The 20329-nt window shown below is 57.6% G+C and carries 21 protein-coding genes and 1 pseudogene; 14 read left to right on the plus strand and 8 right to left on the minus strand.

Annotated features, from left to right (window positions below; translation table 11 throughout):
* Positions 1 to 362: 362 nt before the first annotated feature.
* Together AC13EY_RS02095 and AC13EY_RS02100 are read right to left on the minus strand one after the other, a co-directional pair.
* A complete protein-coding gene (locus AC13EY_RS02095) occupies positions 363 to 1739 on the minus strand; it encodes a heavy metal sensor histidine kinase (protein WP_474121884.1) in 1377 nt (458 codons plus the stop codon).
* A gap of 2 nt (positions 1740 to 1741) precedes the next feature.
* Entirely contained in the window at positions 1742 to 2419 is a 678-nt protein-coding gene (locus AC13EY_RS02100; RefSeq protein WP_096006441.1) for a heavy metal response regulator transcription factor, read from the minus strand.
* 206 nt (positions 2420 to 2625) lie between these two features.
* Here AC13EY_RS02100 and AC13EY_RS02105 point away from each other — a divergent pair.
* The 8 genes and pseudogenes from AC13EY_RS02105 (at position 2626) to AC13EY_RS02140 (ending at position 10717) form a co-directional block, all read left to right on the plus strand.
* A pseudogene (locus AC13EY_RS02105) lies at positions 2626 to 2985 on the plus strand (co-regulatory protein PtrA N-terminal domain-containing protein).
* Between the two features lie 167 nt (positions 2986 to 3152).
* Complete coding sequence (locus tag AC13EY_RS02110) at positions 3153 to 3710, plus strand: cupredoxin domain-containing protein (RefSeq protein WP_043242880.1); 558 nt, start codon at positions 3153 to 3155, stop codon at positions 3708 to 3710.
* Between the two features lie 147 nt (positions 3711 to 3857).
* Positions 3858 to 4391 (plus strand): cupredoxin domain-containing protein, encoded by a 534-nt coding sequence (locus AC13EY_RS02115; protein WP_003246762.1) that lies wholly within the window; start codon positions 3858 to 3860, stop codon positions 4389 to 4391.
* 79 nt (positions 4392 to 4470) lie between these two features.
* Positions 4471 to 4719 (plus strand): DUF2933 domain-containing protein, encoded by a 249-nt coding sequence (locus AC13EY_RS02120; RefSeq protein ID WP_482875871.1) that lies wholly within the window; start codon positions 4471 to 4473, stop codon positions 4717 to 4719.
* A gap of 5 nt (positions 4720 to 4724) precedes the next feature.
* Entirely contained in the window at positions 4725 to 7088 is a 2364-nt protein-coding gene (locus AC13EY_RS02125; protein WP_474121883.1) for a heavy metal translocating P-type ATPase, read from the plus strand.
* A 186-nt stretch (positions 7089 to 7274) separates the two neighbouring features.
* Positions 7275 to 9002 carry an ATP-dependent nuclease gene (locus AC13EY_RS02130; protein WP_335599903.1) on the plus strand — a complete coding sequence of 576 codons (1728 nt, stop codon included), beginning with the start codon at positions 7275 to 7277 and terminating at the stop codon, positions 9000 to 9002.
* A complete protein-coding gene (locus AC13EY_RS02135) occupies positions 8992 to 10419 on the plus strand; it encodes a UvrD-helicase domain-containing protein (RefSeq protein ID WP_033725463.1) in 1428 nt (475 codons plus the stop codon). The genes AC13EY_RS02130 and AC13EY_RS02135 overlap by 11 nt, the downstream gene beginning before the upstream one ends.
* A 97-nt stretch (positions 10420 to 10516) precedes the next feature.
* Positions 10517 to 10717 carry a heavy-metal-associated domain-containing protein gene (locus AC13EY_RS02140; protein ID WP_003246756.1) on the plus strand — a complete coding sequence of 67 codons (201 nt, stop codon included), beginning with the start codon at positions 10517 to 10519 and terminating at the stop codon, positions 10715 to 10717.
* A 19-nt stretch (positions 10718 to 10736) separates the two neighbouring features.
* On the opposite strand, the gene AC13EY_RS02145 is transcribed toward AC13EY_RS02140, so the two are convergent.
* From AC13EY_RS02145 to bufA2, 4 genes are read right to left on the minus strand one after another with little or no spacing between them, the layout of a single operon-like run.
* Positions 10737 to 11051: a hypothetical protein gene (locus AC13EY_RS02145; protein ID WP_228247580.1), complete on the minus strand. Its 315-nt coding sequence runs from the start codon at positions 11049 to 11051 to the stop codon at positions 10737 to 10739.
* Positions 11052 to 11101: 50 nt separating this feature from the next.
* The gene (locus AC13EY_RS02150) at positions 11102 to 11896 is read right to left on the minus strand and encodes an HvfC/BufC N-terminal domain-containing protein (protein WP_003460128.1); all 795 of its coding nucleotides are present in this window, start codon (positions 11894 to 11896) and stop codon (positions 11102 to 11104) included.
* Positions 11893 to 12729 carry an MNIO family bufferin maturase gene (gene bufB / locus AC13EY_RS02155; protein ID WP_004374664.1) on the minus strand — a complete coding sequence of 279 codons (837 nt, stop codon included), beginning with the start codon at positions 12727 to 12729 and terminating at the stop codon, positions 11893 to 11895. The genes AC13EY_RS02150 and bufB overlap by 4 nt, the downstream gene beginning before the upstream one ends.
* 44 nt (positions 12730 to 12773) lie before the next feature.
* Positions 12774 to 13034 (minus strand): BufA2 family periplasmic bufferin-type metallophore, encoded by a 261-nt coding sequence (gene bufA2, locus AC13EY_RS02160; RefSeq protein ID WP_003460126.1) that lies wholly within the window; start codon positions 13032 to 13034, stop codon positions 12774 to 12776.
* A gap of 283 nt (positions 13035 to 13317) precedes the next feature.
* Between bufA2 and AC13EY_RS02165 the strand changes: the two genes are divergently transcribed.
* From AC13EY_RS02165 to AC13EY_RS02190, 6 genes are all read left to right on the plus strand, one after another.
* Positions 13318 to 13524 carry a co-regulatory protein PtrA N-terminal domain-containing protein gene (locus tag AC13EY_RS02165; RefSeq protein ID WP_004374659.1) on the plus strand — a complete coding sequence of 69 codons (207 nt, stop codon included), beginning with the start codon at positions 13318 to 13320 and terminating at the stop codon, positions 13522 to 13524.
* A 189-nt stretch (positions 13525 to 13713) separates the two neighbouring features.
* Positions 13714 to 15519, plus strand: a complete 1806-nt coding sequence (locus tag AC13EY_RS02170; RefSeq protein ID WP_228247581.1) for a copper resistance system multicopper oxidase — start codon at positions 13714 to 13716, stop codon at positions 15517 to 15519.
* A 12-nt stretch (positions 15520 to 15531) separates the two neighbouring features.
* Entirely contained in the window at positions 15532 to 15843 is a 312-nt protein-coding gene (locus AC13EY_RS02175) for a hypothetical protein (RefSeq protein WP_074860372.1), read from the plus strand.
* Positions 15833 to 16924 carry a copper resistance protein B gene (locus tag AC13EY_RS02180; protein ID WP_482875877.1) on the plus strand — a complete coding sequence of 364 codons (1092 nt, stop codon included), beginning with the start codon at positions 15833 to 15835 and terminating at the stop codon, positions 16922 to 16924. The genes AC13EY_RS02175 and AC13EY_RS02180 overlap by 11 nt, the downstream gene beginning before the upstream one ends.
* Before the next feature lie 9 nt (positions 16925 to 16933).
* A complete protein-coding gene (locus AC13EY_RS02185) occupies positions 16934 to 17776 on the plus strand; it encodes a c-type cytochrome (RefSeq protein ID WP_228247583.1) in 843 nt (280 codons plus the stop codon).
* Positions 17766 to 18209, plus strand: coding sequence for a DUF411 domain-containing protein (locus AC13EY_RS02190; protein ID WP_228247584.1), 444 nt, complete (start codon positions 17766 to 17768; stop codon positions 18207 to 18209). Before AC13EY_RS02185 ends, AC13EY_RS02190 begins: the two co-directional genes overlap by 11 nt.
* Positions 18210 to 18386: 177 nt before the next feature.
* Here the strand turns inward: AC13EY_RS02190 and AC13EY_RS02195 are convergent, their stop codons facing one another.
* The gene (locus AC13EY_RS02195; protein WP_228247585.1) at positions 18387 to 19712 is read right to left on the minus strand and encodes an OprD family porin; all 1326 of its coding nucleotides are present in this window, start codon (positions 19710 to 19712) and stop codon (positions 18387 to 18389) included.
* 157 nt (positions 19713 to 19869) lie between these two features.
* Positions 19870 to 20202, minus strand: a complete 333-nt coding sequence (locus AC13EY_RS02200) for a DUF2790 domain-containing protein (protein WP_074918664.1) — start codon at positions 20200 to 20202, stop codon at positions 19870 to 19872.
* Positions 20203 to 20329 lie beyond the last annotated feature (127 nt).

Here is a 20329-nt window from a genome sequence, read left to right on the forward strand (position 1 = left end):
TCAACCATCAGCGCCTGCTGGAGCCAATTGGAAATAGGCCACCGGCCGAGTTTGAGGCACTATATGAACAGAGTCAGGCAACCATATCGGTTGCTGCCTGACTCAAACAAAACAGCCTCCGCGAAACCCGGGGCGGTTCAAGACGCCATTCGAGCATTGGATTGGGTTGGCGAAGCAAGCGTGGGGGATGCCGTTTCCAAACTTCATAAACTACTACCCGAGAGCGAATGGGGTGCTCTGGTGTCATCTCACCGCTCGTTGCCTATCTGGATGGCGAGTGCAATCTGCGCTCAGTCGAGTTGCACCCACCCTTTTAAGTTGGGCTAGCGGTTAGCTGTAGCCTACTTACCGCCAGACCGGCATCATCTGGAATGGGGCAATTCGATGTGAAAGCCCGTGAGGCCAGCGGCTGAGGTGCACCAGATGCGGCCTTTGTGAGCCTCAATGATGGACCGGGTGATGGCTAGTCCGAGCCCGGCGTTGCTCGGGCTTCCCTCCCGCCGAGCGGGGTCGACCCGGTAAAATCGGTCGAAGAGCTTCTCTAAATGCTCTGAGCTGATTGTGTCCCCTGGGTTCTCGATACTGAAGGTAGTGGAGTCCTCTGTCCCGCGGATCAGAACCGAAATTGTCTGTCCCGCCGGCGTGTAGCGCAGCGCATTGGACAGCAAGTTGGATAGCGCGCGATCAAGCATCAGCCGATCTCCCAGCACTTGGCCTTTGCCTGTGAGCGATAGCTCAATGCCACGCTCTTCGGCTAGGAGGTGGTAGTAGTCAAACAGCTTGTAGACTACGTCAGCCAGTTCGATCCTGGCCTGCTCTGGGATGATTAAGCCATTATCAGCCTTGGCCAAGAACAGCATGTCATCAATCATTCGAGACATGCGCTTCAATTCTTCCAAGTTGGAGTAGAGGTTCTCCTCGTATGCGGTGATGTCGCGCTTATGGCTCAAGACCACCTCAGTATGGGTCATGAGGTTGCTGACGGGCGTTCGTAGTTCGTGTGCGATGTCCGCCGAGAAGTTGGAGAGTCTAATGAAGGCCTCTTCAAGTCGAGCCAGCATCGCGTTGAAGGACAGAACTAACTGCTGAAGTTCTTGCGGTACTGGTTCGAGAGGAATTCGCTCCTGCAATGATCGGGCGGACATCCCGGAGGCCACGCGAGTGACTTGCCGCAGAGGCTTGAGGCCACTGCGAGCTACCACCCAGCCGAGCGCGGCACTGACCAAGGCACTGATGATCAGTCCAATCCAGAACCATCGCTGCAGCGTGTCGAAGAAGTGTGTGTGATTGGTTACGTCGAGAATCAGCAGGGCTGTGAGAGGCTCAGGTTGATCGGCTACCGAGATTTGGGCCGTCATACCGCGGTACATGTGCTGGCCGTTCTGCCACTCCCACATGTTCTGCTCATTTGCGCGCCTGAAGCGCTCAGGCACCTCGACTGCTCTGGGGTCGGAAAATAACACTGTGTCGTCGCTAGCCAGGATGGTGGCCGCCAGGTCCTGATGTGCTCCCAGCAAGGCCCGCAACTGCGGTAATTCTTCCGAAAGGCTCGCTTCACCGCGGGCATTGTTGAGGAGATGTTTGGTAGATTCGAGTTTCTCCACCAGGGCCTGCCGATCCTGCATCTTGAAATGGTGCTGACTGAGCATATTGAAACTCAGCCCTGCTACCGTCAGGACTGCAATTACCGCGGACATGAACATCAAGCTCATGCGTGCGGTCAGCGAAAGGTGCTTCATATTCACTCCGGAGCATCCATCATGTACCCCATGCCGCGGGCGGTATGAATCAGCTTGAGATCGAAATCGTCATCGATTTTTGCGCGTAGCCGGCGTACCGCGACCTCAATGACATTGGTGTCGCTGTCGAAGTTCATGTCCCAAACCTGAGAGGCAATCAGCGACTTCGGGAGCACTTCACCGCGTCGGCGCAGCAGTAACTCCAGTAGTGAAAATTCCTTCGCCGTCAGGTCAATTCTTTTCCCGCCCCGGACAGCACGTCGCTTCATCAGATCGACTTCCAGATCGGCAATTTTCATGGTGGTCTGCGTCGGCGAACCATTACCTCTGCGCAACAGCGTTCTGACCCTGGCCAGAAGCTCTGAGAAAGCAAATGGCTTGATCAGGTAGTCGTCCGCACCCAGCTCCAACCCTTTAACGCGGTCTTCCACACCATCGCGTGCCGTCAAGAACATTACGGGGACGTCTTTTCCTGCTGCGCGCAACATGCGCAGCACTTCCCAACCGTCCAGCCCAGGCATCATTACATCCAGAATTAGCAGGTCATAGGCTTCGCTAAGTGCATGCTGAAGGGCATCTGTACCGGTCATAACCCGGTCGACATTGAACCCAGCCTCGGTGAGACCTTGCTGGAGGTACGTACCGGTTTTGGGTTCGTCTTCAGCTACCAGTAGTTTCATGTGTGCATACTCCAAAAGTCGGGTGGCCTGAGTTTGCAGGCAAACCGCGGCCCCAACCAGAAGCTTACGAAAATGTAATTCTGACTTCAGCTCACTGACAGGGTGGCTTGTCTAGGGTGCAAGCATGAGTACTAGGTTGTGCTCTCGGCCCTCGACAGACCAAAAGCAGAGGTGCCGGCCATAGTTTGCACTGATGGAGACTGCCCATGAAATCGCTGAAACCTTTGCTTCTGGTTGGTTCGCTACTGCTGTCTTCCATGGCTTGGGCCGAAGGGGGCAGCGACCGTGTATTCTAGCGCATCCAGCAGATGCGCGACAAAGCAGAAGCCGTGCTGATCCAGGCGGAGAAGGCCCCGGTCGGCGAGCGGCATGTGCACATGAAGGAGCATATGAACATGCTCGAAGACATCATGAGCCAGCTGCACAACGAACATCCCGCGCCAAACATGTCTGCCGAAGAGCATCTGGCCTGGATGGAAAAGCATGACAAGCTGGTAGACGACGTGCTGGGTCAAATGATTCGAGAGCACAAGCTGATGATGGCCGACAAGGAATGCCATCAGTAAAGATTTCCCCCATCTTCCAGGCCTTCCGTGATTGCTCCTTTGGCCTAGCGGCGCCTTTATGGCGCCGTGCTTTTTCCCAGCTGACGCAATTGTAGTTTTGGGGTCAGCGGCCTGGCAGCAAGCGGGGAATAGCATGAGATTTCCAGCACCCATCTCGAGGTCTCACCATGAAACGCTTACCCCTTAAACTGCTGATCAGCACTCTGTTCATCAGCACCACCTTTCCGGCATTTGCCGAGGTCGGCGGCAGTAGCAATGGCATTGGGCAGCAGGCCCAGGCGACGCCAGCGACTCGTACCATCTTGGTAAAGATGGACGACATCAACTACAGCCAGAAAACGATCGATGTGAAGCCAGGTGAAACCGTGCGCTTCGTTCTGAAGAACGAGGGCGCGTTGATGCACGAGTTCAACATCGGGCAGGCAGCGTCCCAGCTGGAGCACCAGCGCAAGATGGCGTCCTTGTTCAAGGACGGCACACTGACCCCGACCGGCATGGCCGAGCGCATTGTCTGGCATGAGCGTTATGGCACGGGAGACTCCAACCCTCCAGGCTATCCGGAAGTCATCAAAGCCAAGCATGACGACCCGAACGCGGTTCTCGTCGAGCCCGGCACAACCAAAGAGTTCGTGTGGACCTTCCCTAAGGCGGGCAGTTTGAGCTTCGCCTGTACATTGCCTGGGCATTACCAGGCGGGGATGGTCGGTGAGTTTGCTCTGCGTTAGTCCGGCATCGGTGCTACCCGTTGGCCGCGAGCTGGGTAGCACCGATCTGACGAACCTTACTGCGATGTAGTTTTCACGTCAGCGTACCGCCAGCTGCACCTCATTAGCATCGGGACTCATCCCTCCTCAACACCTCAGAGGCACACCATGAAACTCAGACCCGCTTTCATAATCACCACCCTTGGCTTGCTGCTCAGTGCTGCCAATGCGCTGGCCAGCCCGGGCCACAAGAAAGACAGTATTGGGCAACCGGGAGACGGTCAGGCAGTAGATCGCACCATCGAAGTCCGGATGGGGGACATCTTCTTCGAACCCAAAGCAATGGAGATCAAAGCAGGCGAGACAGTTCGCTTCGTCCTGAAAAATGACGGTGCACTGCTACACGAATTCAATCTTGGCAAAGCGGCATCCCATGCCGCGCACCAGAAAGAGATGGCCGCGATGTTTCAGAACGGCACGCTGTCCCCTACAGGTGCACATGACATGAGCAATATGGGCCATGCCATGGGCGGCATGAAGATGGTCGGTATGGAACACGATGACCCCAACAGTGTTCTTGTCGAACCTGGAGCACGCGAAGAGTTGATCTGGACCTTCTCCGCCGCCACCGAACTGGAGTTCGCCTGCAATATTCCAGGACATTATCAGTCGGGAATGGTCGGTAAGGTGACCGTACGCTGACGTTTATTGATACTCGTCAACTCCGTCCAGTCTGAGACACCTATACTGATCCGGCCGCCATTGAAACGAGGCTATTGTCGTGGACCATACCCATCACACCTGTACCACTGAGCCGCCTTTTTGGAAGAGCAAGATTGGCATTGCGCTGATCATGCTGGCCGTAATCGGCATCTTCTATGTAGCGCGTGAGCATTACGGTCATCTTTCGCAGGCCCTGCCGTACCTCATCCTGCTGCTATGCCCGCTGATGCATCTGTTTGGCCACAATCACGGCGGGCACTCCCACTCCAGCAGCACCGCTGTTTCCAAGGACGAAGAAAGGACATAGATCGCATGCAAAAGACCTCCTGCCATCATGACCAGGATCATTCACATAACTCGCACGCCCACTCCGAGAGCCAGCGCGACCCGGTGTGTGGCATGGAGGTCAAACCTGATGGCCCTTATCGCGAGAGCTTTGAAGGGAAGGCCTATCATTTCTGCAGTGCGAAGTGCCTAGAGAAATTCCAAACAGATCCTCATCAGTACATGAGCCATCAGTCTCATGGGGAGCATCACAAGCACGCGACTCCAGCACCCACATCGACACCTGTAGGTGCTGAATACACCTGCCCGATGCATCCAGAAATCCGTCAACCGGCTCCCGGAAACTGCCCGATCTGCGGGATGACGCTGGAACCTGTCATCCCGGAGCTGGAAGAGGAGGAAAATCCAGAGCTGAAGGACTTCTCGCTGCGGTTCTGGTGGACCCTGCCATTGACCGTCATCGTGACTGTGCTGGCGATGGCTGGTCATTCCTTGCAGCTGTTCCATGGAACATCCCAGAACTGGGTTGAGCTGGTTCTGGCAACGCCCGTGACGCTTTGGGGTGGCTGGGTATTTTTCACTCGCGGAATAGACTCCATCCGGCAACGCAGCCCTAATATGTGGACCCTGATCGGATTAGGAACTGCAGCCGCCTACCTCTACAGCGTGGCAGCCACCCTGGTGCCGCAGTGGTTCCCGGCGGCCTTCGTTCAGGATGGACGCATCGGCGTCTACTTCGAGGCCGCCGCGGTGATCATCTCGCTCACGCTGTTGGGCCAGATGCTCGAACTCAAAGCCCGCTCGCAGACCTCTGCCGCCATTAAGTCACTGCTGGGATTGGCCCCCAAGACTGCCCGGCGCATCAGGCCTGACGGCCAGGAAGAAGATATTCCGCTGACCCACGTCCATCAGGGTGACCACTTGCGTGTCCGGCCGGGCGAAAAAGTCCCGGTGGATGGCACCGTGCTGGAGGGCGAGAGCGCTGTCGACGAGTCGATGCTCACCGGCGAGCCGGTGCCCGTCACCAAGCGGGCAGGGGATACCCTCATCGGTGCCACCCTGAACACCCACGGCAGCCTGGTGATGGAAGCGCAGAAGGTGGGCGCCGAAACCATGTTGTCGCAGATCGTCCAGATGGTGGCTAAGGCCCAGCGTTCCAAGGCGCCCATGCAGCGTATGGCCGATGCCGTGGCAGGGTATTTCGTGGTGGGGGTGATCCTGATCGCGATCCTGACATTTTTTGGCTGGGGGGTGTTCGGGCCGGAATCAGGTTGGGTATTTGGCCTGATCAACGCTGTGGCCGTACTGATCATTGCCTGCCCATGCGCCCTGGGCTTGGCAACGCCGATGTCGGTCATGGTCGCGACCGGCAAGGCCGCCAGCAGCGGTGTGTTGTTCCGCGATGCCAGCGCTATCGAGAACCTCTGCAAAATCGACACCTTGATCGTCGACAAGACCGGGACACTGACGCAGGGGCGGCCGGCCTTTCATAGTGCAGAGGGAACCGGGCCGTTCGACTCGGTCGAGGTTCTGCGCTTGGCCGCAAGCCTCGACCAGGGCAGCGAGCATCCGCTGGCGCATGCCATTGTCGATCATGCGCGTAAACAGGGTCTTGCCCTGGTGAAACCGGAGACCTTCGAATCTGGCTCAGGTATTGGTGTACGCGGACAGGTCGATGGCCATCAACTGCAGCTTGGGAACACAGCGTTGATGGAGGAGGCGGGCGTCGATATTACTCCGCTGCGTAACCGTGCAGAGCAACTGCGCCTGGAGGGCATCAGCATCATCTATCTGGCCGTCGATGGTCGCCTGGCGGGTCTCCTGGCCGTTTCCGATCCAATCAAACCGACCTCCCAACAGGCTGTTGCTCAACTCCAGAACGCTGACGTGAAGGTCATCATGGCCACTGGCGATGGCCTCACCACAGCAAGAGCCGTGGCGAAGCAGTTAGGCATCGAGGAGGTGCATGGCGAGGTGAAACCGCAGGACAAGGAGAAATTAGTCGCCGAACTGCAGAGCTATGGCCGGCGTGTTGCCATGGCGGGCGACGGCATCAACGATGCGCCGGCCTTGGCCAGGGCCGACGTAGGCATCGCTATGGGCACGGGCACCGACGTGGCGATGAACAGCGCCCAAGTGACCCTGGTCAAGGGAGACCTGATGGGCATCCTGCGGGCGCGCACCTTGTCGGTGGCCACGGTGAAGAACATGAGGCAGAACCTTGCCTTTGCATTCCTCTACAACGCGATGGGAATCCCGCTAGCGGCCGGGCTGCTGTATCCGCTGACAGGACATCTTCTGTCGCCCTTGATCGCTGCTCTGGCAATGAGCGTCAGTTCAGCCTCGGTGGTTTTCAATGCGCTTAGGTTGAAAGCAACGGACGTTGGCTAGTCAGCTAGACAAGACGATGTGCCTACCTGCAGGGCGATTTTTTAAATGCGCATCTGACCGGAAAATACCGTACGGTAGCTTGCAACTTGACCTATCAGTCGCATCACCTGATGACGAGGGGACGTTCTATGGATCGTTCCCGCTGCGAGTAGGAGACTGACAGTCGTTACCCCATGAGGATTCTCCGTGGCCCGCATTCGCCGACTGCAAATTAGCAACTTCCGGTCTATCCAGGCGCTCGACTGGGTGCCGGCCCCCGGAATTAACTGCCTCATTGGTCCGGGTGACAGTGGGAAGTCCAGCATCCTGGACGCGATTGACCTTTGCGTCGGCGCCCGCCGAGGCGGCACGTTCGGCGACATGGACTTCTTCGCATTAAACGTCGATGTACCCATCACCATCAGCGTGGCGCTTGGCGATCTGCCGTTATCGCTGATGGATATCGATGTCTACGGCGAGTTCTTGCGTGGATTCCATCCCGGTACGGGGGAAGTCGAAGACGAACCGCGAGCGGGGCTGGAGACCGTCATCACCTTGCGTCTGCAAGTTGGTGCCGATTTGGAGCCTGTTTGGACACTTTTCTCCGAGCGCGCGGAGCAGCAGCAACTTGAACGCACTCTTCCCTGGAAAGAACGAGCGGCACTAGCGCCCGCCCGTATCGGCAGCTTTGCGAGCTCGAACCTGTCGTGGAGTCGTGGCTCAGTGCTCAATCGACTTACCGATGAGCGCGCCGAGCTTGGTGCTGAACTGGCGCGCGCCGCTAGGCAAGCAAGAGCGAACTTTGGCAATCAAGCAGCCGAACATCTGACCCAGACGCTTGAGGTCGTGCAACGCACAGCACAGCATCTTGGCGTTTCGGTCGGGGCTATGCCTCAGGCGCTCCTTGACGCACATTCTGTGTCGATTGGCGAGGGGGCGATCGCGCTGCACAGTGAAACAGGTATTCCGCTGCGCTCCCTTGGCACGGGCTCGTCACGCTTGCTAGTGGCAGGGCTTCAAAGGGCTGCGGCCAGCGCCGCGCCAATTGCCCTGGTTGATGAGGTGGAATACGGGCTTGAACCTCATCGGCTCATGCGATTCCTGGACTCGCTGGGTGCAAAGGACGCTGCCGCTCCGTTGCAAGTGTTCATGACGACGCACTCGCCGGTCGCGCTGCGCGAGCTGTCCGGCAGCCAGTTATTCGTTGTTCGGTCAGCACCTCAGCGCCACAGTGTTATGCCAGCTGGGGAAGCCAACGAGGTACAAAGTACCCTTCGGAAGGACCCCGAAGCATTCCTCGCCAAATCCATCATCGTTTGCGAGGGGGCCAGCGAGGTTGGCTTCGCGCGTGGCCTTGACCAATGGTGGGTCAGTTTTGGCGCTACCTCATTCCTGGCCCATGGCGGCGCGTATGTGGACGCCGGCGGGGGAAGCCCCGATAACAGTCTTATCCGGGGAACAGCACTTCTGAACTTGGGTTACCGCGTGATGGTTTTTGTAGATGCCGACAAGCCTTCGACCGCGGGGCTCGCTGAAGCATTCTTGGCCGCCGGCGGGCAAATTCTTACATGGCGACCAGGCCTCACGTTGGAGGACGAGATCTTCCGCCATCTCAGTGAGCAAGCACTCGATGCACTTCTGGCGAAAGCCGAAACAATAGTGGGTGCAGAGCTGATGAACGCACACATTCAGACGAAGTCCCAAGGCCGCGTGACGCTGAACGATATCCGAGCCGAGCGACTCGTGGATGGGTACTCACCTGAGAGACGAGAGCTGCTGGGAACCGCATCCCGTTTCCGCAACAGCGGCTGGTTCAAGTCGCTGACAACCTATCAGGAGGTTGCAAGGGACATCGTCGGTCCGTCTTTACAGAACGCCGAACCGGGCTTCATGGCAGTCACGAATCAGCTCTGGACGTTTACAAGTGCCCCCTGAGATTGATCTTTTCGCTATCGAGCGTGGCTCCATAACGGCCCCCGCAGGTTGTGGGAAAACGCAATTGATTGCCGAGACGCTCATCGCGCATACGCAGAGCAAACCCATCCTCGTCTTGACACATACGAACGCCGGCGTTGCGGCCTTACGGGCGCGCCTGAGACGAGCCGGTGTTCCTAACTCCGCATATCGAGTCTCCACCATTGACGGATTCTCGATGCGCCTGATCGCTAAGTTCCCAGCGCGAAGCGGCCATAACCCGCAGATCCTACAGCTGCATCAACCCAATACTGACTACCCGGCAATTCGGGAGGCCGCCATGCAGTTGTTGCAGGCCGGTCACCTCGCTCAGCCCCTTCGCGCCACCTATGCACGGTTGCTTGTCGACGAGTACCAAGACTGCAACGTCGTCCAGCACGCCATCGTGTCTGGTTTGGCCCAGGTGCTTCCGACCTGCGTGCTCGGTGACCCGATGCAAGCCATATTCAGCTTCCGTGGCAATCGACTGGTGCATTGGGCGAATGAGGTGCAACCCCTGTTTCCCGCAGCGGGAGAGTTGAGGATACCGTGGCGCTGGCGGCTGGCTGGAGCTGAGAACCTCGGGCAGTGGCTGCTCGCCATAAGGCAACAACTTCAAGCTGGTCAGCCGGTGGATCTGCGCACGGCTCCAGCAGAAGTGCGTTGGGTGCAGCTAAACGCCGGAACCGAAGTTCAGCAGCGACTGGTGGCCGCGAGAACCGAAGCTCCCAACGCTCAGGGTAGCGTCCTCATCATCGGGGACTCCATCAACGTGCAAGGTCGCCATCAGCTCACGAGCCAGACACCCGGTGCCATGGCCGTAGAAGCCGTCGACCTGAGAGATCTCGTCAACTTCGCCAGGAACTTTGACTTGCAGGGTGCCAATGCTCTGGCACAACTTGTGGAGTTTGCTTCCAGCGTAATGACGGGGGTAGGTGCAGCAAACCTGCGAACGCGCGTGGAGTCGCTGCGTGCAGGAAGGGCCCGAACGCCTCCGACCGCGGCCGAGGCTGCGGCGATCGATTTCGTAGCAGCGCCAACATTGGGGCAAGCGCTCCGTGTGATCGATACGCTCGCTGAGCAGCACGGGGCACGTGTATACCGACCGGAGGTTCTGTACTGCTGCCGGTCTGCAATGCAAGCGGTGGTGGGAGGTGCTGCCGACTTTCTGAGTGCAGCCATTCAAGCGCGAGAGCGCAATAGACACCTTGCCCGACCGATCGCAAGACGCTCTGTAGGCAGCACATTACTTCTCAAGGGGCTGGAGGCGGATGTCTCGGTTGTCCTGCATCCTGAGCTTATGACCCCCCAGAATCTATACGTCGCACTGACGAGGGGCGCAAGGCATGTCGTGGTGTGTTCACCAACCCCCATCCTTACGCCCGTGGTAAACGGCTGATCCTTTTGTAGCGCTTACGGGCTTGACCTTGCCATCGTGTCAAGGTCGATGCTGTCCGTGCGGTAACTTGAGCCGCGGACGAAATGAGGTGAAAGACATGTTTAGTCTGAGTGTTGCGGGGATGGGCTGTGGCAGTTGCGTGAGCAAAATCACGAAGGCCATTCAAGCTCTGGATCAGGATGCACGAGTAGAAGTGGATCGAGCGGCCGGCAAGGTCACCGTTGAGAGCACAGAAAGTGCCGAATCGATCCGCGAACTCATCCAGGAGCTTGGCTATTCGGCCCAGGTCAGCGCTTGAGCGCTGACCTGCTATCCCACTAAATCTCCAGTTCTGAGAGCTCTTTTAGCCCTGGGATACTGGTGACCTCGTTGGTCATACCTTCTGAACCATCTCGGCCGCGAAGCCAGTTTGAGTGATCGCCTGGCTCGCGCATTTCCAGCGTGTCATAGGAGTACCGCTTGCGCTTGAACAGGCTTTTCAATGCAGCGAACTCGTGGCTTTTTTCGTCTTCTATGCCGACGACTTCTCCTGCAAGCCGCTCCCAGTGACCAACGCCGTCGGCCAGCATTGCCTGATAGGTCTCCGGGTCAAGCAAGGCTTGCTGTTTGAAATGAATGATGGGGTGAGTCATAGAAGCGCTCGGAGTGGCCAAAGAGAGAGCGCTAGCCTAAAGGTTCCGGGTCATTCGTGTAATAGCTGGCCGCGCTTTAGCAAACCGTCGTTGACCCACAACTTCAACCAGGTCGCGGCTTGCAAGGGAGCTTGCTCGCCATGCGTGGCGCTCAACGACTCGCAGAGTTCAGCGAACGATCCGCCCTCGATGAGAAACTGCAATGCCGAAGCCTCCGCTGGCTCCAGGCTCCGGTACTGGCAGACGAGTTCATGACGCCACACAAGACAGGCTAGGTTCGTTGGCAGGCGGGTAATATCAGGCAGCAAGCTGCCGGACTTGGCGGCTTTCCACAACTCCAGCGTGTTGTACTGCAGCTGCAACCACCGGGCAGATGCAGTCAGGGAAACCCTGAGTGAAATCCAGTCTTCAGCCGAAAAATCACTCATGGTCTCCAGCGAAAGCGCTTCGACATCCTGAGCGTCGAAGGCCAGTGTAAAGGCCCATTCCAGTTCCGCGAGTTCGCGCATCGGCGATAGTTGGGGTTCTTCGACGTAGCTGCTAATGAACTCGGGCAGCTTCTCGCCCAGCCAGCGAATGCTGAAATGTCGTGGTGGCCAGGCGGCCAAGTAGGCCAGTGCGAGCTGCTCGAATGATTCGTTGCCTATCCAGTGAAGCAGGGCAGGGAAGTCTTCTCGCAAGACCGCAAGCAGGCGCGAACGGTAAGCGTTGTGGTAGATCTGCAGGCCTTCGAGAGCACTCAGCGCTGTGCTACCTCGGATCTGCTCCAAAAGCTCGTTGGAGGGCAGGGCACTGTCACCTGTCAGGTAAGTTTCAAATGCAGTCTGTAGGGCGATCAGGCTCAAGGGGTGGCCCCCGATATCACAGATTTGGCGATAGCACGGGCATGTGCTAATTCGGACAACAGCTCTTCCAGCGGCGGAAACTGGTCATCCCGCTCGATCAAGGTCGATGTCGGGCCCAAGTAGCTCAAAGTCTTGCTGTAGAGAGACCAAACCGGATCAGCGATGGGCTGGTCATGGGTGTCGATGAGGTACTGCCCGTAATCGCTGTGCCCGGCCAGGTGAATTTGCCGAATCCGCTCGTGCGGCAATTCCATGATGAACTGCCAAGGGTCGAAACCCTGGTTGCGCGAACTGACGTAGACGTTGTTCACGTCGAGAAGCAGCTCGCACCCGGTCAGGTAACTGAGCTCCGAGAGGAACTGAGACTCGCTCATGCTGGATGTTGTCCACTGCACGTAGGAGGAAACGTTCTCCAGCACGATGGGACGTTCCAAAACATCCTGCACCAAGCGCACCCGGGCCGCGACATGCAGCAGGCTCTCCTGGGTAAACGGCAGCGGTAGCAGATCGTGAAGTTGATGGGCGTTGCCTCGACTCCAGCACAGGTGATCAGACACCCACTGAGGCTGCACCCGATCCGCCAGCTGCTTGAGCTGTCGTAGGTAGTCTATGTCCAAGGCATGTGAGCCGCCAATCGAAAGAGATACTCCGTGCATCACCAGGGGGTAGTGCTCGCCGATCGCATCAAGGAAGTAGAGAGCCTTGCCGCCCTCCACCAGGTAATTCTCGGAAATGATCTCGAACCAGTCGACCGCAGGCCGTTCCTCCAGGATCTGCCGGTAATACTCGTTACGAAGGCCAAGACCGAAACCCAGAGTTTTGCGCTTACTCATTCGAGACTCCAGCAGGGGAGTGGCATGCACTCCCCTGAACCGCCTTATTCGCTGGTTTTGCCACCGGCTTCGTCACATTTGGTCTGGGTCATCAACTTGAACCCTTGGCCTTTGCATTCGCCTTGGCCTTTGCAGTCGTTTTTCGCGGTCATGCAGTCGTTCTGCCCTTTGCAACCATTGATCCCGAAGCACTTCACTTCTGCTGCTTTGGTTTCCTGAGCAGCCTGGACGGGCAGGGTGGAGAACAGGCTGGCGGCCACCAGAGCCAAGGCGGCACCGGTAGCTACGTTGGATTTGTTCGACATAGTGGCTATCTCTCTTGATTGTTTGATGGTCGCGATCCGTCGGTGCGAATGAACGAGTTAGCTCAGGCATTGCTACCGATCAGGCCCATGGAATCCGCAAGGCTGCGCGGGCAGGAAGACAGTACCGAGCCTTCAGGAGGGCCTACAAGAAAGAAATAGCAAACTGACAGAACTGTAATGTTCGGATCAGGTTGCTGACAGGGCGTCGTGGTTAACGTAGCAGCGAGCTTAACGCTCGTCCCCACTAGTTACAGGGGCTTCTAAACTTCTGAGGATTAACGAAATGAAATCGATCAAAACCCTGTTTGTAGTTGCTGCCCTGAGTGTTTCCAGCCTGGCGATGGCCGAAGGCGGTGCTGATCGCACGTTTGCACGCATGGAACAAGCCCGCCAGGTCTCGCTGGAAGCCTATCAGTTGGCCAAGCAGCAGAACGATGAAGCTCCTGTCGCCGGCAGCCAAGCCAAACAGGCGGAACACGCCAGCTGCTGAGCCCCCTCAACCTTACAGAAATGTAATCACCCGGATGGTTGAGATATGGCAGATTCATACTGCTTGGTGTCAGGGGGAACTTGCGCAGCACGCAAGGCTTGAAGATCAAATCTCCCGACACTGGAGCAGTCAATGAACCCGAGACCGGATGCATATCACCGGCTCATCTGACGGATTGGACATAACGGCATGCAAAGCAAAACCACAAGACGTACTTTCGTCAAAGGCCTCGCCGCCGCCGGTATTCTCGGCGGCATGGGCATGTGGCGCACGCCGGTCTGGGCGGTAACCAGCCCAGGTCAGCCGAACGTGCTGAGCGGTAACGATTTCGACCTGTTTATCGGAGAGACTCCGGTAAACATCACCGGCGCAGCGCGTACCGCCATGACGATCAATGGCTCGCTGCCAGGCCCAATCCTGCGCTGGCGGGAGGGCGAGACCGTGACGTTGCGCGTACGCAACCGCCTCAAGGAGGACACGTCCATTCACTGGCACGGCATTATCCTGCCGGCGAACATGGATGGCGTTCCGGGCCTGAGCTTCCATGGCATCGCCCCCGACGGCATGTATGAGTACAAGTTCAAGGTCAACCAGAACGGCACCTACTGGTATCACAGCCACTCGGGGCTCCAGGAGCAAGTCGGCGTATACGGCGCGCTGGTCATCGACGCCAAGGAACCCGAGCCCTTCAGTTACGACCGTGATTATGTCGTGCTGCTGAGCGACTGGACCGATGAAAATCCAGCGCGGGTACTGGCCAAGCTCAAAAAGCAGTCGGACTACTACAACTACCACAAGCGCACCGTTGGTGATTTCATCAATGACGTGAGCGAGATGGGGTGGTCCGCTGCGGTAGCCGATCGCAAGATGTGGGCCGAGATGAAGATGAGCCCGACGGATCTCGCTGACGTCAGTGGCTACACCTACACCTACCTGATGAATGGCCAGGCACCTGATGGCAACTGGACCGGCATATTCAAACCGGGCGAAAAGATCCGCCTGCGCTTCATCAACGCCTCGGCGATGACCTATTTCGATGTGCGCATCCCGGGCCTGAAGATGACTGTGGTTGCGGCCGATGGTCTGCACGTCAAACCGGTCAGCGTCGACGAGTTCCGTATCGCCGTGGCCGAGACCTACGACGTGATCGTCGAACCAGACAGCGAACAGGCCTATACCGTGTTTGCCCAATCCATGGATCGCACTGGCTATGCGCGCGGCACCCTTGCTGTACAGGAGGGGTTGAGTGCACCAGTACCCAGCCCCGACCCGCGTCCGCTGATTGCCATGGGCGACATGGGTATGGATCACGGCAGCATGGGCGGTATGGATCACGGGAACATGGCCGGGATGGATCAGGGCAATATGGCGGGAATGGATCATGGCAGCATGCAGGGTGGCATGGCTGGTATGGATCACAGCCAGATGGCTGGAATGGATCATTCGGGCATGGCTGGCATGGCTGGCAACATGCAGGCACACCCGGCCTCAGAGACCAACAACCCGCTGGTCGATATGCAAACCATGACACCAACGCATAAGTTGGACGACCCAGGTATCGGCCTGCGTGATAACGGCCGGCGCGTGCTGACGTACTCTGACCTGCGCAGCACCTTCCCTGATCCGGACGGGCGTGAGCCAAGTCGCACCATCGAGCTGCACCTCACCGGGCATATGGAGAAATTCTCCTGGTCCTTCGATGGAATCAAGTTCTCTGACGCCGAGCCTCTACGCCTCAAGTACGGCGAGCGTGTTCGCATCACGCTGGTCAACGACACCATGATGACTCACCCGATCCATCTTCATGGCATGTGGAGTGATCTGGAGGATGCGAACGGCAATTTCCTGGTGCGTAAACACACCATCGACATGCCGCCAGGTTCCAAGCGCAGCTATCGGGTGACTGCCGATGCGTTGGGTCGTTGGGCCTATCACTGCCACCTGTTGCTCCACATGGAAATGGGCATGTTCCGTGAAGTCCGTGTGGATGAGTAAAGGAGATTTCTGATGAGTACTTTTATGAAGCGTAATGCCCTGTTTGGCAGCGCAGCGATGTTCAGTCTTTTGGCTGTTCTGCACGCGCCGACGTCATTGGCAGGTGAGGGGCACAGCGAGCACGAACAACATGCTGCCGAGTCGGCTGCGCCCGACGCCAGTGACAAGCCTGCAGATCAATCGAAAGGCAAGGCCGCTGGCCAGCAGATGGATCATGGCGCCATGGATCATGAGGGTATGAACCATGACGATATGGGGCACGAGAAGATGATGGATAAGCATGGCGGCACCGAAGCCGAAGCAGGTTCGAACCATGACCACTAGGTTTTCACGCCCGTCCCTCATAGCGCTGGCCGTGTCGCTGAGTGCACTCAGCGGCGGCGTTACCCAGGCTGCGGAAGAAATGGATCATTCGGCAATGGGGCACGGCTCCATGTCGATGGACCACAGCCAGATGGGCCACGGTTCCGCCAAAGCGCCGATGGAGGGCATGGATCACAGCAAGATGGACCATGGTGCCATGCAGGGTGCTTCGGGCAGCATGGATCATAGCCAGATGGGCCACGGCCAGAGCCAAGAGAAGGCCCAGGCTATGGATCACAGCAAGATGGGGCATGGCGCCATGCAAGGACAGATGGAGGGCATGGATCATTCAAAGATGAACCATGGCTCCGCTGAAGCCCCGAGAACCACCAGCCGTACGCCGATTCCCGTTCTGACGGATGCTGATCGCCAAGCGGCTTTCCCGCCACTGCCTGGCCACAAGGTTCACGACAGCGCCATCAACAGTTTTTTCCTGCTCGATCAGCTCGAATACCAGGACGCAGATGAGGGCAGCACCCTGGCCTGGGATGCGTCGGGCTGGGTAGGCGGTGATATCAACCGGGTCTGGTTCCGCTCCGAAGGCGAGCGTACCAACGGCGTGACCGAGGATGCTGAATTACAGCTGCTGTACGGCCGCTCGATCGGCCCTTGGTGGGATGTCGTCGCGGGCGTTCGCCAGGACTTCAAACCGGAGTCGCCGCAGACTTGGGCCGCCTTCGGTATCCAGGGCATGGCGCTTTACGCCTTTGAGGCCGGAGCCACGGCCTTCGTCGGCGAGAATGGCCAAACTGCTGCCCGACTGGAGGGCGAGTACGACATTCTGCTGACCAACCGGCTGATTCTCCAGCCAACTGCCGAAATGAACTTCTACGGCAAGAACGATCCTGAGCGAGGTGTGGGGTCTGGGTTGGCAAATACCGAGCTCGGCTTGCGTCTGCGTTACGAGATTGTCAGGCAGTTTGCCCCCTATATCGGGGTTTCCTGGAGCCGCTCCTATGGCAACACGGCAGACATGGTGCGCGACGAGGGCGGTGATGTAGACGAGGCGCGTTTTGTCGCCGGTATCCGGATGTGGTTTTGAGAACCTGACATGAAAAGAACAATTAAAACTTTGGTGGCGGCCGGCGTGGTCGGTAGCACAGCTGTCCTGGCCGGCGCCTACTTTGGCGTGGTCAACGTGGGGGCCGATGATCCCCATTTTCCTGCAGTGTATGCGTTTCTCACGATGGCCCGTGACCGCTCTATCGAAGTCCGTTCGCGGGACATCGAGGTTCCCAACCTGGATGATCAAGCTCTTATTCGCGCCGGTGCGGGCAACTACAACTCCATGTGTATCGGCTGTCATTTGGCGCCAGGTGTGGCGGAGACCGAGCTAAGCCAATCGCTTTATCCTGCGCCCCCCAACCTCGCCAAGATCGGTGTCGATGGCAATCCGTCAGCAGCGTTCTGGGTGATCAAGCATGGCATCAAGGCAACGGGTATGCCTGCGTGGGGCAAGAGCATGGGAGACGAGTACATCTGGGGCATGGTTGCCTTCCTCAACCAACTGCCGACGATGGATGCCAAGCAATACCAAACACTCGTCGCATCCAGTGGCGGCCATCAGCACGGTGGTGGGGAAACGCAGATGCATAACCAAGAAGGACAGCACGGCGACAACAAGCCTGGCCATCATGACAATAGTGGCGGTGGCGATGACCATCATGGATCAGGTGATGCTGGAGAGCCTGGTCATCACGATGCCGCGGCTACGGATAGCGAGGGTGGCTCCGCACCTAAGGCAGGTCACCATTCGGATATGAGTGGCGATGACCACCATGCCGGGGATGAGGCCGCCCCAAGCGGCGGAGACCATCATTCCGAGCAAACTCCGAATGCCTCGCCCAAGACCCACACCCACGCCGATGGCAAAGAGCACGTACATGAAAGCTAAATATCTGGCCTTACTGGCCGCTCTCTCCGTCACGTCTGCGGTTCAAGCAGCTGATGCCCTGACGATTGATGTCCATCGTGATGCCAATTGCGGATGTTGCAAGAAGTGGATTTCACACCTCGAAGCGAATGGCTTCAAAGTCGTCGACCATGTTGAAAGCAACATGACAGCAGTGACGCAAAGACTGGGCGTCGCGCCACGGTTAGCGTCTTGCCACACCGCGGTGATTGACGGCAAGTTCGTCGAAGGTCATGTGCCGGCGGCTCAGGTCATCGAACTCACCAAGCGCGATGATCTGCTGGGCATCGCTGTTCCCGGGATGCCGGCGGGCTCCCCCGGCATGGAAGTCGATGGCGTACAGCATGCCTACCAGGTCATTGGCTTGACCAAGACGGGTTCTGATCAGGTCGTTGCAGAATATCCCGCCCAGTAGTACTGCCTGCCAGCACGGCCGCTTGTGTGTAGTGGCCGACTCATTTTCATACGTCCTTTAACCTAAGTAAAAAAGGCGCCCGAGGGCGCCAAGGGCTGTCTCCAAACCAAAGGAGCACTACGAGGGGACAGCAGGACCAAGGCGCGAGCGGGCAATCAACCCGCCCGCTTGCCAGGGTTAGAGAACTTCCAGCGGGTACTCGACAATCAGGCGGACTTCATCCAGATCCGACTCGTAATCGGTCGCGCGAGTGGTCATTTGGCGAACACGGAAAGACATATCCTTCAGTGATCCAGTCTGCACAACGTACTTGGCCTCGATGTCCCGCTCCCAGCGCTTCTGGTTGGTCAACGGATCGCCGTTGTCATCACGGCGCATATAGACTTCGTTGGCGTTGCTGTAGTCGGCATCCCAGCCCTGGGCATATCGAGTCATGAAGCTCAATCCAGGCACACCGAAAGGCTCCATATCCAGGTCATAGCGCACTTGCCATGACTTCTCCTTCGGCGAGTTGAAGTCGCTGTACTGGATGGAGTTGTCGAGGTAGATGGAGTCCGATTGGCGCAAGTAGTCGAAGTCATCATCGCCATTGTTGCGCTGGAGACCCACCAGCACTGTATGAGCGCCGAATTGGATGCCGACCTTGCCGCTCCAGATGTTGTTATCGAAGCTCCCGAGGAGCTGCTTCCCTTCATCGACCGCCTTGTAGTAGTTCAGCCCGCCGATCAAGGCGACATCGTCCGCAAGCGGGTAGCTCAGCGTGGTGCCCGCGTAATATTGATTCCAGGCATCCTTGAGGCGGCTGGTGTAGAGACTAAAGCCGACGTTGTCATTAAGCGTGTAATCACCACCGAAATAGGCGATCCATGGCGAGTCCACTTCGCCCGCGTAGAAGGTAGCGAAGCCGTCGCGCATGCTGCTGGTATTGGGTTGGCTCATCGAGTGGAGGCGACCGCCCTGAAGCGACAGTCCTTCCACGCTGCTGTTGACCACGGTGACACCTCGAAAACTCTCCGGTAAAAGCCGTGCATCACCGTATTGGACGACCGGGCTGACGGGAAAGACGTCGCCTACCTTGATCTCGGTATCCATGAACCGAGTTTTCACCGCGCCCCCCAGTTTGGAGTAGTTGTCCTCAGCCTGCCCAAGGCTGTTGTAAGGCAGCACATCGACAGTGCCCCCGGCTCCTGAACGGCCGTCGCCAGTGTCAAGCTTGATGCCTAGCATGGCAAAGGCATCGACACCGAAGCCTATGGTGCCCTCGGTGAAGCCAGACTCGAATCTGCCTATCACACCATGCGCCCACTCTTCCGAATAGCCATTACCCGAGCTGCTGGACTGGCCTTTACGGAAATCGCGGTTGAAGTAGAGGTTTCGATTGAGGATGGTCAGGCTGCTGCCTTCGATAAATCCCTCGCCTTTCTCGCCGGCGGCCATTGCAGCTTGCCCGGCACTGACGCTCAGAGCGAGCAGAGAAAGTCCTAACAGGGTCCTGTTATTCATAAATGCTCCTGATGTTATTGGCAGTTGTCATTGTGTGGTCGCATATATGTGCCAAGCGCGCCGGGCATAGCCAAGCGCGCCTCGGCCATATTACCACATGCCAAATAACGTCAGGGTGACTTGGAAATTACATTTCAGTCAGCGCGATGTCATTTATCTAGTTTTGATTAAGGCAACCTGTCCCGGCTGCCCGGTATTCAAGAATATTCAGATCGCCATTGGAGTCCTCGTAGGTCATCTGGGCCGGCATCACACCGCAGCTAGAGTCCGTCGGGGTAGTGGCCACGACCCTGGCGATATCGAGTTTCATGCCGTAGCGGTAATGAATAACTTCAGGCGGATTCTTTCCGTTAGCGGCAGCATACTCTTGCATGGCCTGCTCATTGGCCTGAATCATCCGACCATAAACACGATCAGCGCCGCCTTCTGCCAGAGCGGCAGAGGAAACAACCATAACGGCAAGGGCTGCAATAACTTTGAGGCTTTTCATATTTAATCACTCCTTCAAGGTGGTGATTAAAATATATCCGCTCAACCTGTCATAAAAATGAAGTCAAAGTTACATCGCCGTAATGCTTCCTGCCGCGTTACCCGGGCGAGTCAGCTTGGCGCGTGGC

It is taken from the genome of Halopseudomonas sp. L-58 (genome assembly GCF_056859475.1).

Bases quoted from the DNA above. Each gene is read 5' to 3' on its own strand.
- AC13EY_RS02095 (WP_474121884.1), bottom strand. From the start codon at position 1,739: ATGAAGCACCTTTCGCTGACCGCACGCATGAGCTTGATGTTCATGTCC.
- AC13EY_RS02100 (WP_096006441.1), bottom strand. From the start codon at position 2,419: ATGAAACTACTGGTAGCTGAAGACGAACCCAAAACCGGTACGTACCTC.
- AC13EY_RS02110 (WP_043242880.1), top strand. From the start codon at position 3,153: ATGAAACGCTTACCCCTTAAACTGCTGATCAGCACTCTGTTCATCAGC.
- AC13EY_RS02115 (WP_003246762.1), top strand. From the start codon at position 3,858: ATGAAACTCAGACCCGCTTTCATAATCACCACCCTTGGCTTGCTGCTC.
- AC13EY_RS02125 (WP_474121883.1), top strand. From the start codon at position 4,725: ATGCAAAAGACCTCCTGCCATCATGACCAGGATCATTCACATAACTCG.
- AC13EY_RS02140 (WP_003246756.1), top strand. From the start codon at position 10,517: ATGTTTAGTCTGAGTGTTGCGGGGATGGGCTGTGGCAGTTGCGTGAGC.
- AC13EY_RS02145 (WP_228247580.1), bottom strand. From the start codon at position 11,051: ATGACTCACCCCATCATTCATTTCAAACAGCAAGCCTTGCTTGACCCG.
- bufB (WP_004374664.1), bottom strand. From the start codon at position 12,729: ATGAGTAAGCGCAAAACTCTGGGTTTCGGTCTTGGCCTTCGTAACGAG.
- bufA2 (WP_003460126.1), bottom strand. From the start codon at position 13,034: ATGTCGAACAAATCCAACGTAGCTACCGGTGCCGCCTTGGCTCTGGTG.
- AC13EY_RS02165 (WP_004374659.1), top strand. From the start codon at position 13,318: ATGAAATCGATCAAAACCCTGTTTGTAGTTGCTGCCCTGAGTGTTTCC.
- AC13EY_RS02170 (WP_228247581.1), top strand. From the start codon at position 13,714: ATGCAAAGCAAAACCACAAGACGTACTTTCGTCAAAGGCCTCGCCGCC.
- AC13EY_RS02175 (WP_074860372.1), top strand. From the start codon at position 15,532: ATGAGTACTTTTATGAAGCGTAATGCCCTGTTTGGCAGCGCAGCGATG.
- AC13EY_RS02180 (WP_482875877.1), top strand. From the start codon at position 15,833: ATGACCACTAGGTTTTCACGCCCGTCCCTCATAGCGCTGGCCGTGTCG.
- AC13EY_RS02185 (WP_228247583.1), top strand. From the start codon at position 16,934: ATGAAAAGAACAATTAAAACTTTGGTGGCGGCCGGCGTGGTCGGTAGC.
- AC13EY_RS02190 (WP_228247584.1), top strand. From the start codon at position 17,766: ATGAAAGCTAAATATCTGGCCTTACTGGCCGCTCTCTCCGTCACGTCT.
- AC13EY_RS02195 (WP_228247585.1), bottom strand. From the start codon at position 19,712: ATGAATAACAGGACCCTGTTAGGACTTTCTCTGCTCGCTCTGAGCGTC.
- AC13EY_RS02200 (WP_074918664.1), bottom strand. From the start codon at position 20,202: ATGAAAAGCCTCAAAGTTATTGCAGCCCTTGCCGTTATGGTTGTTTCC.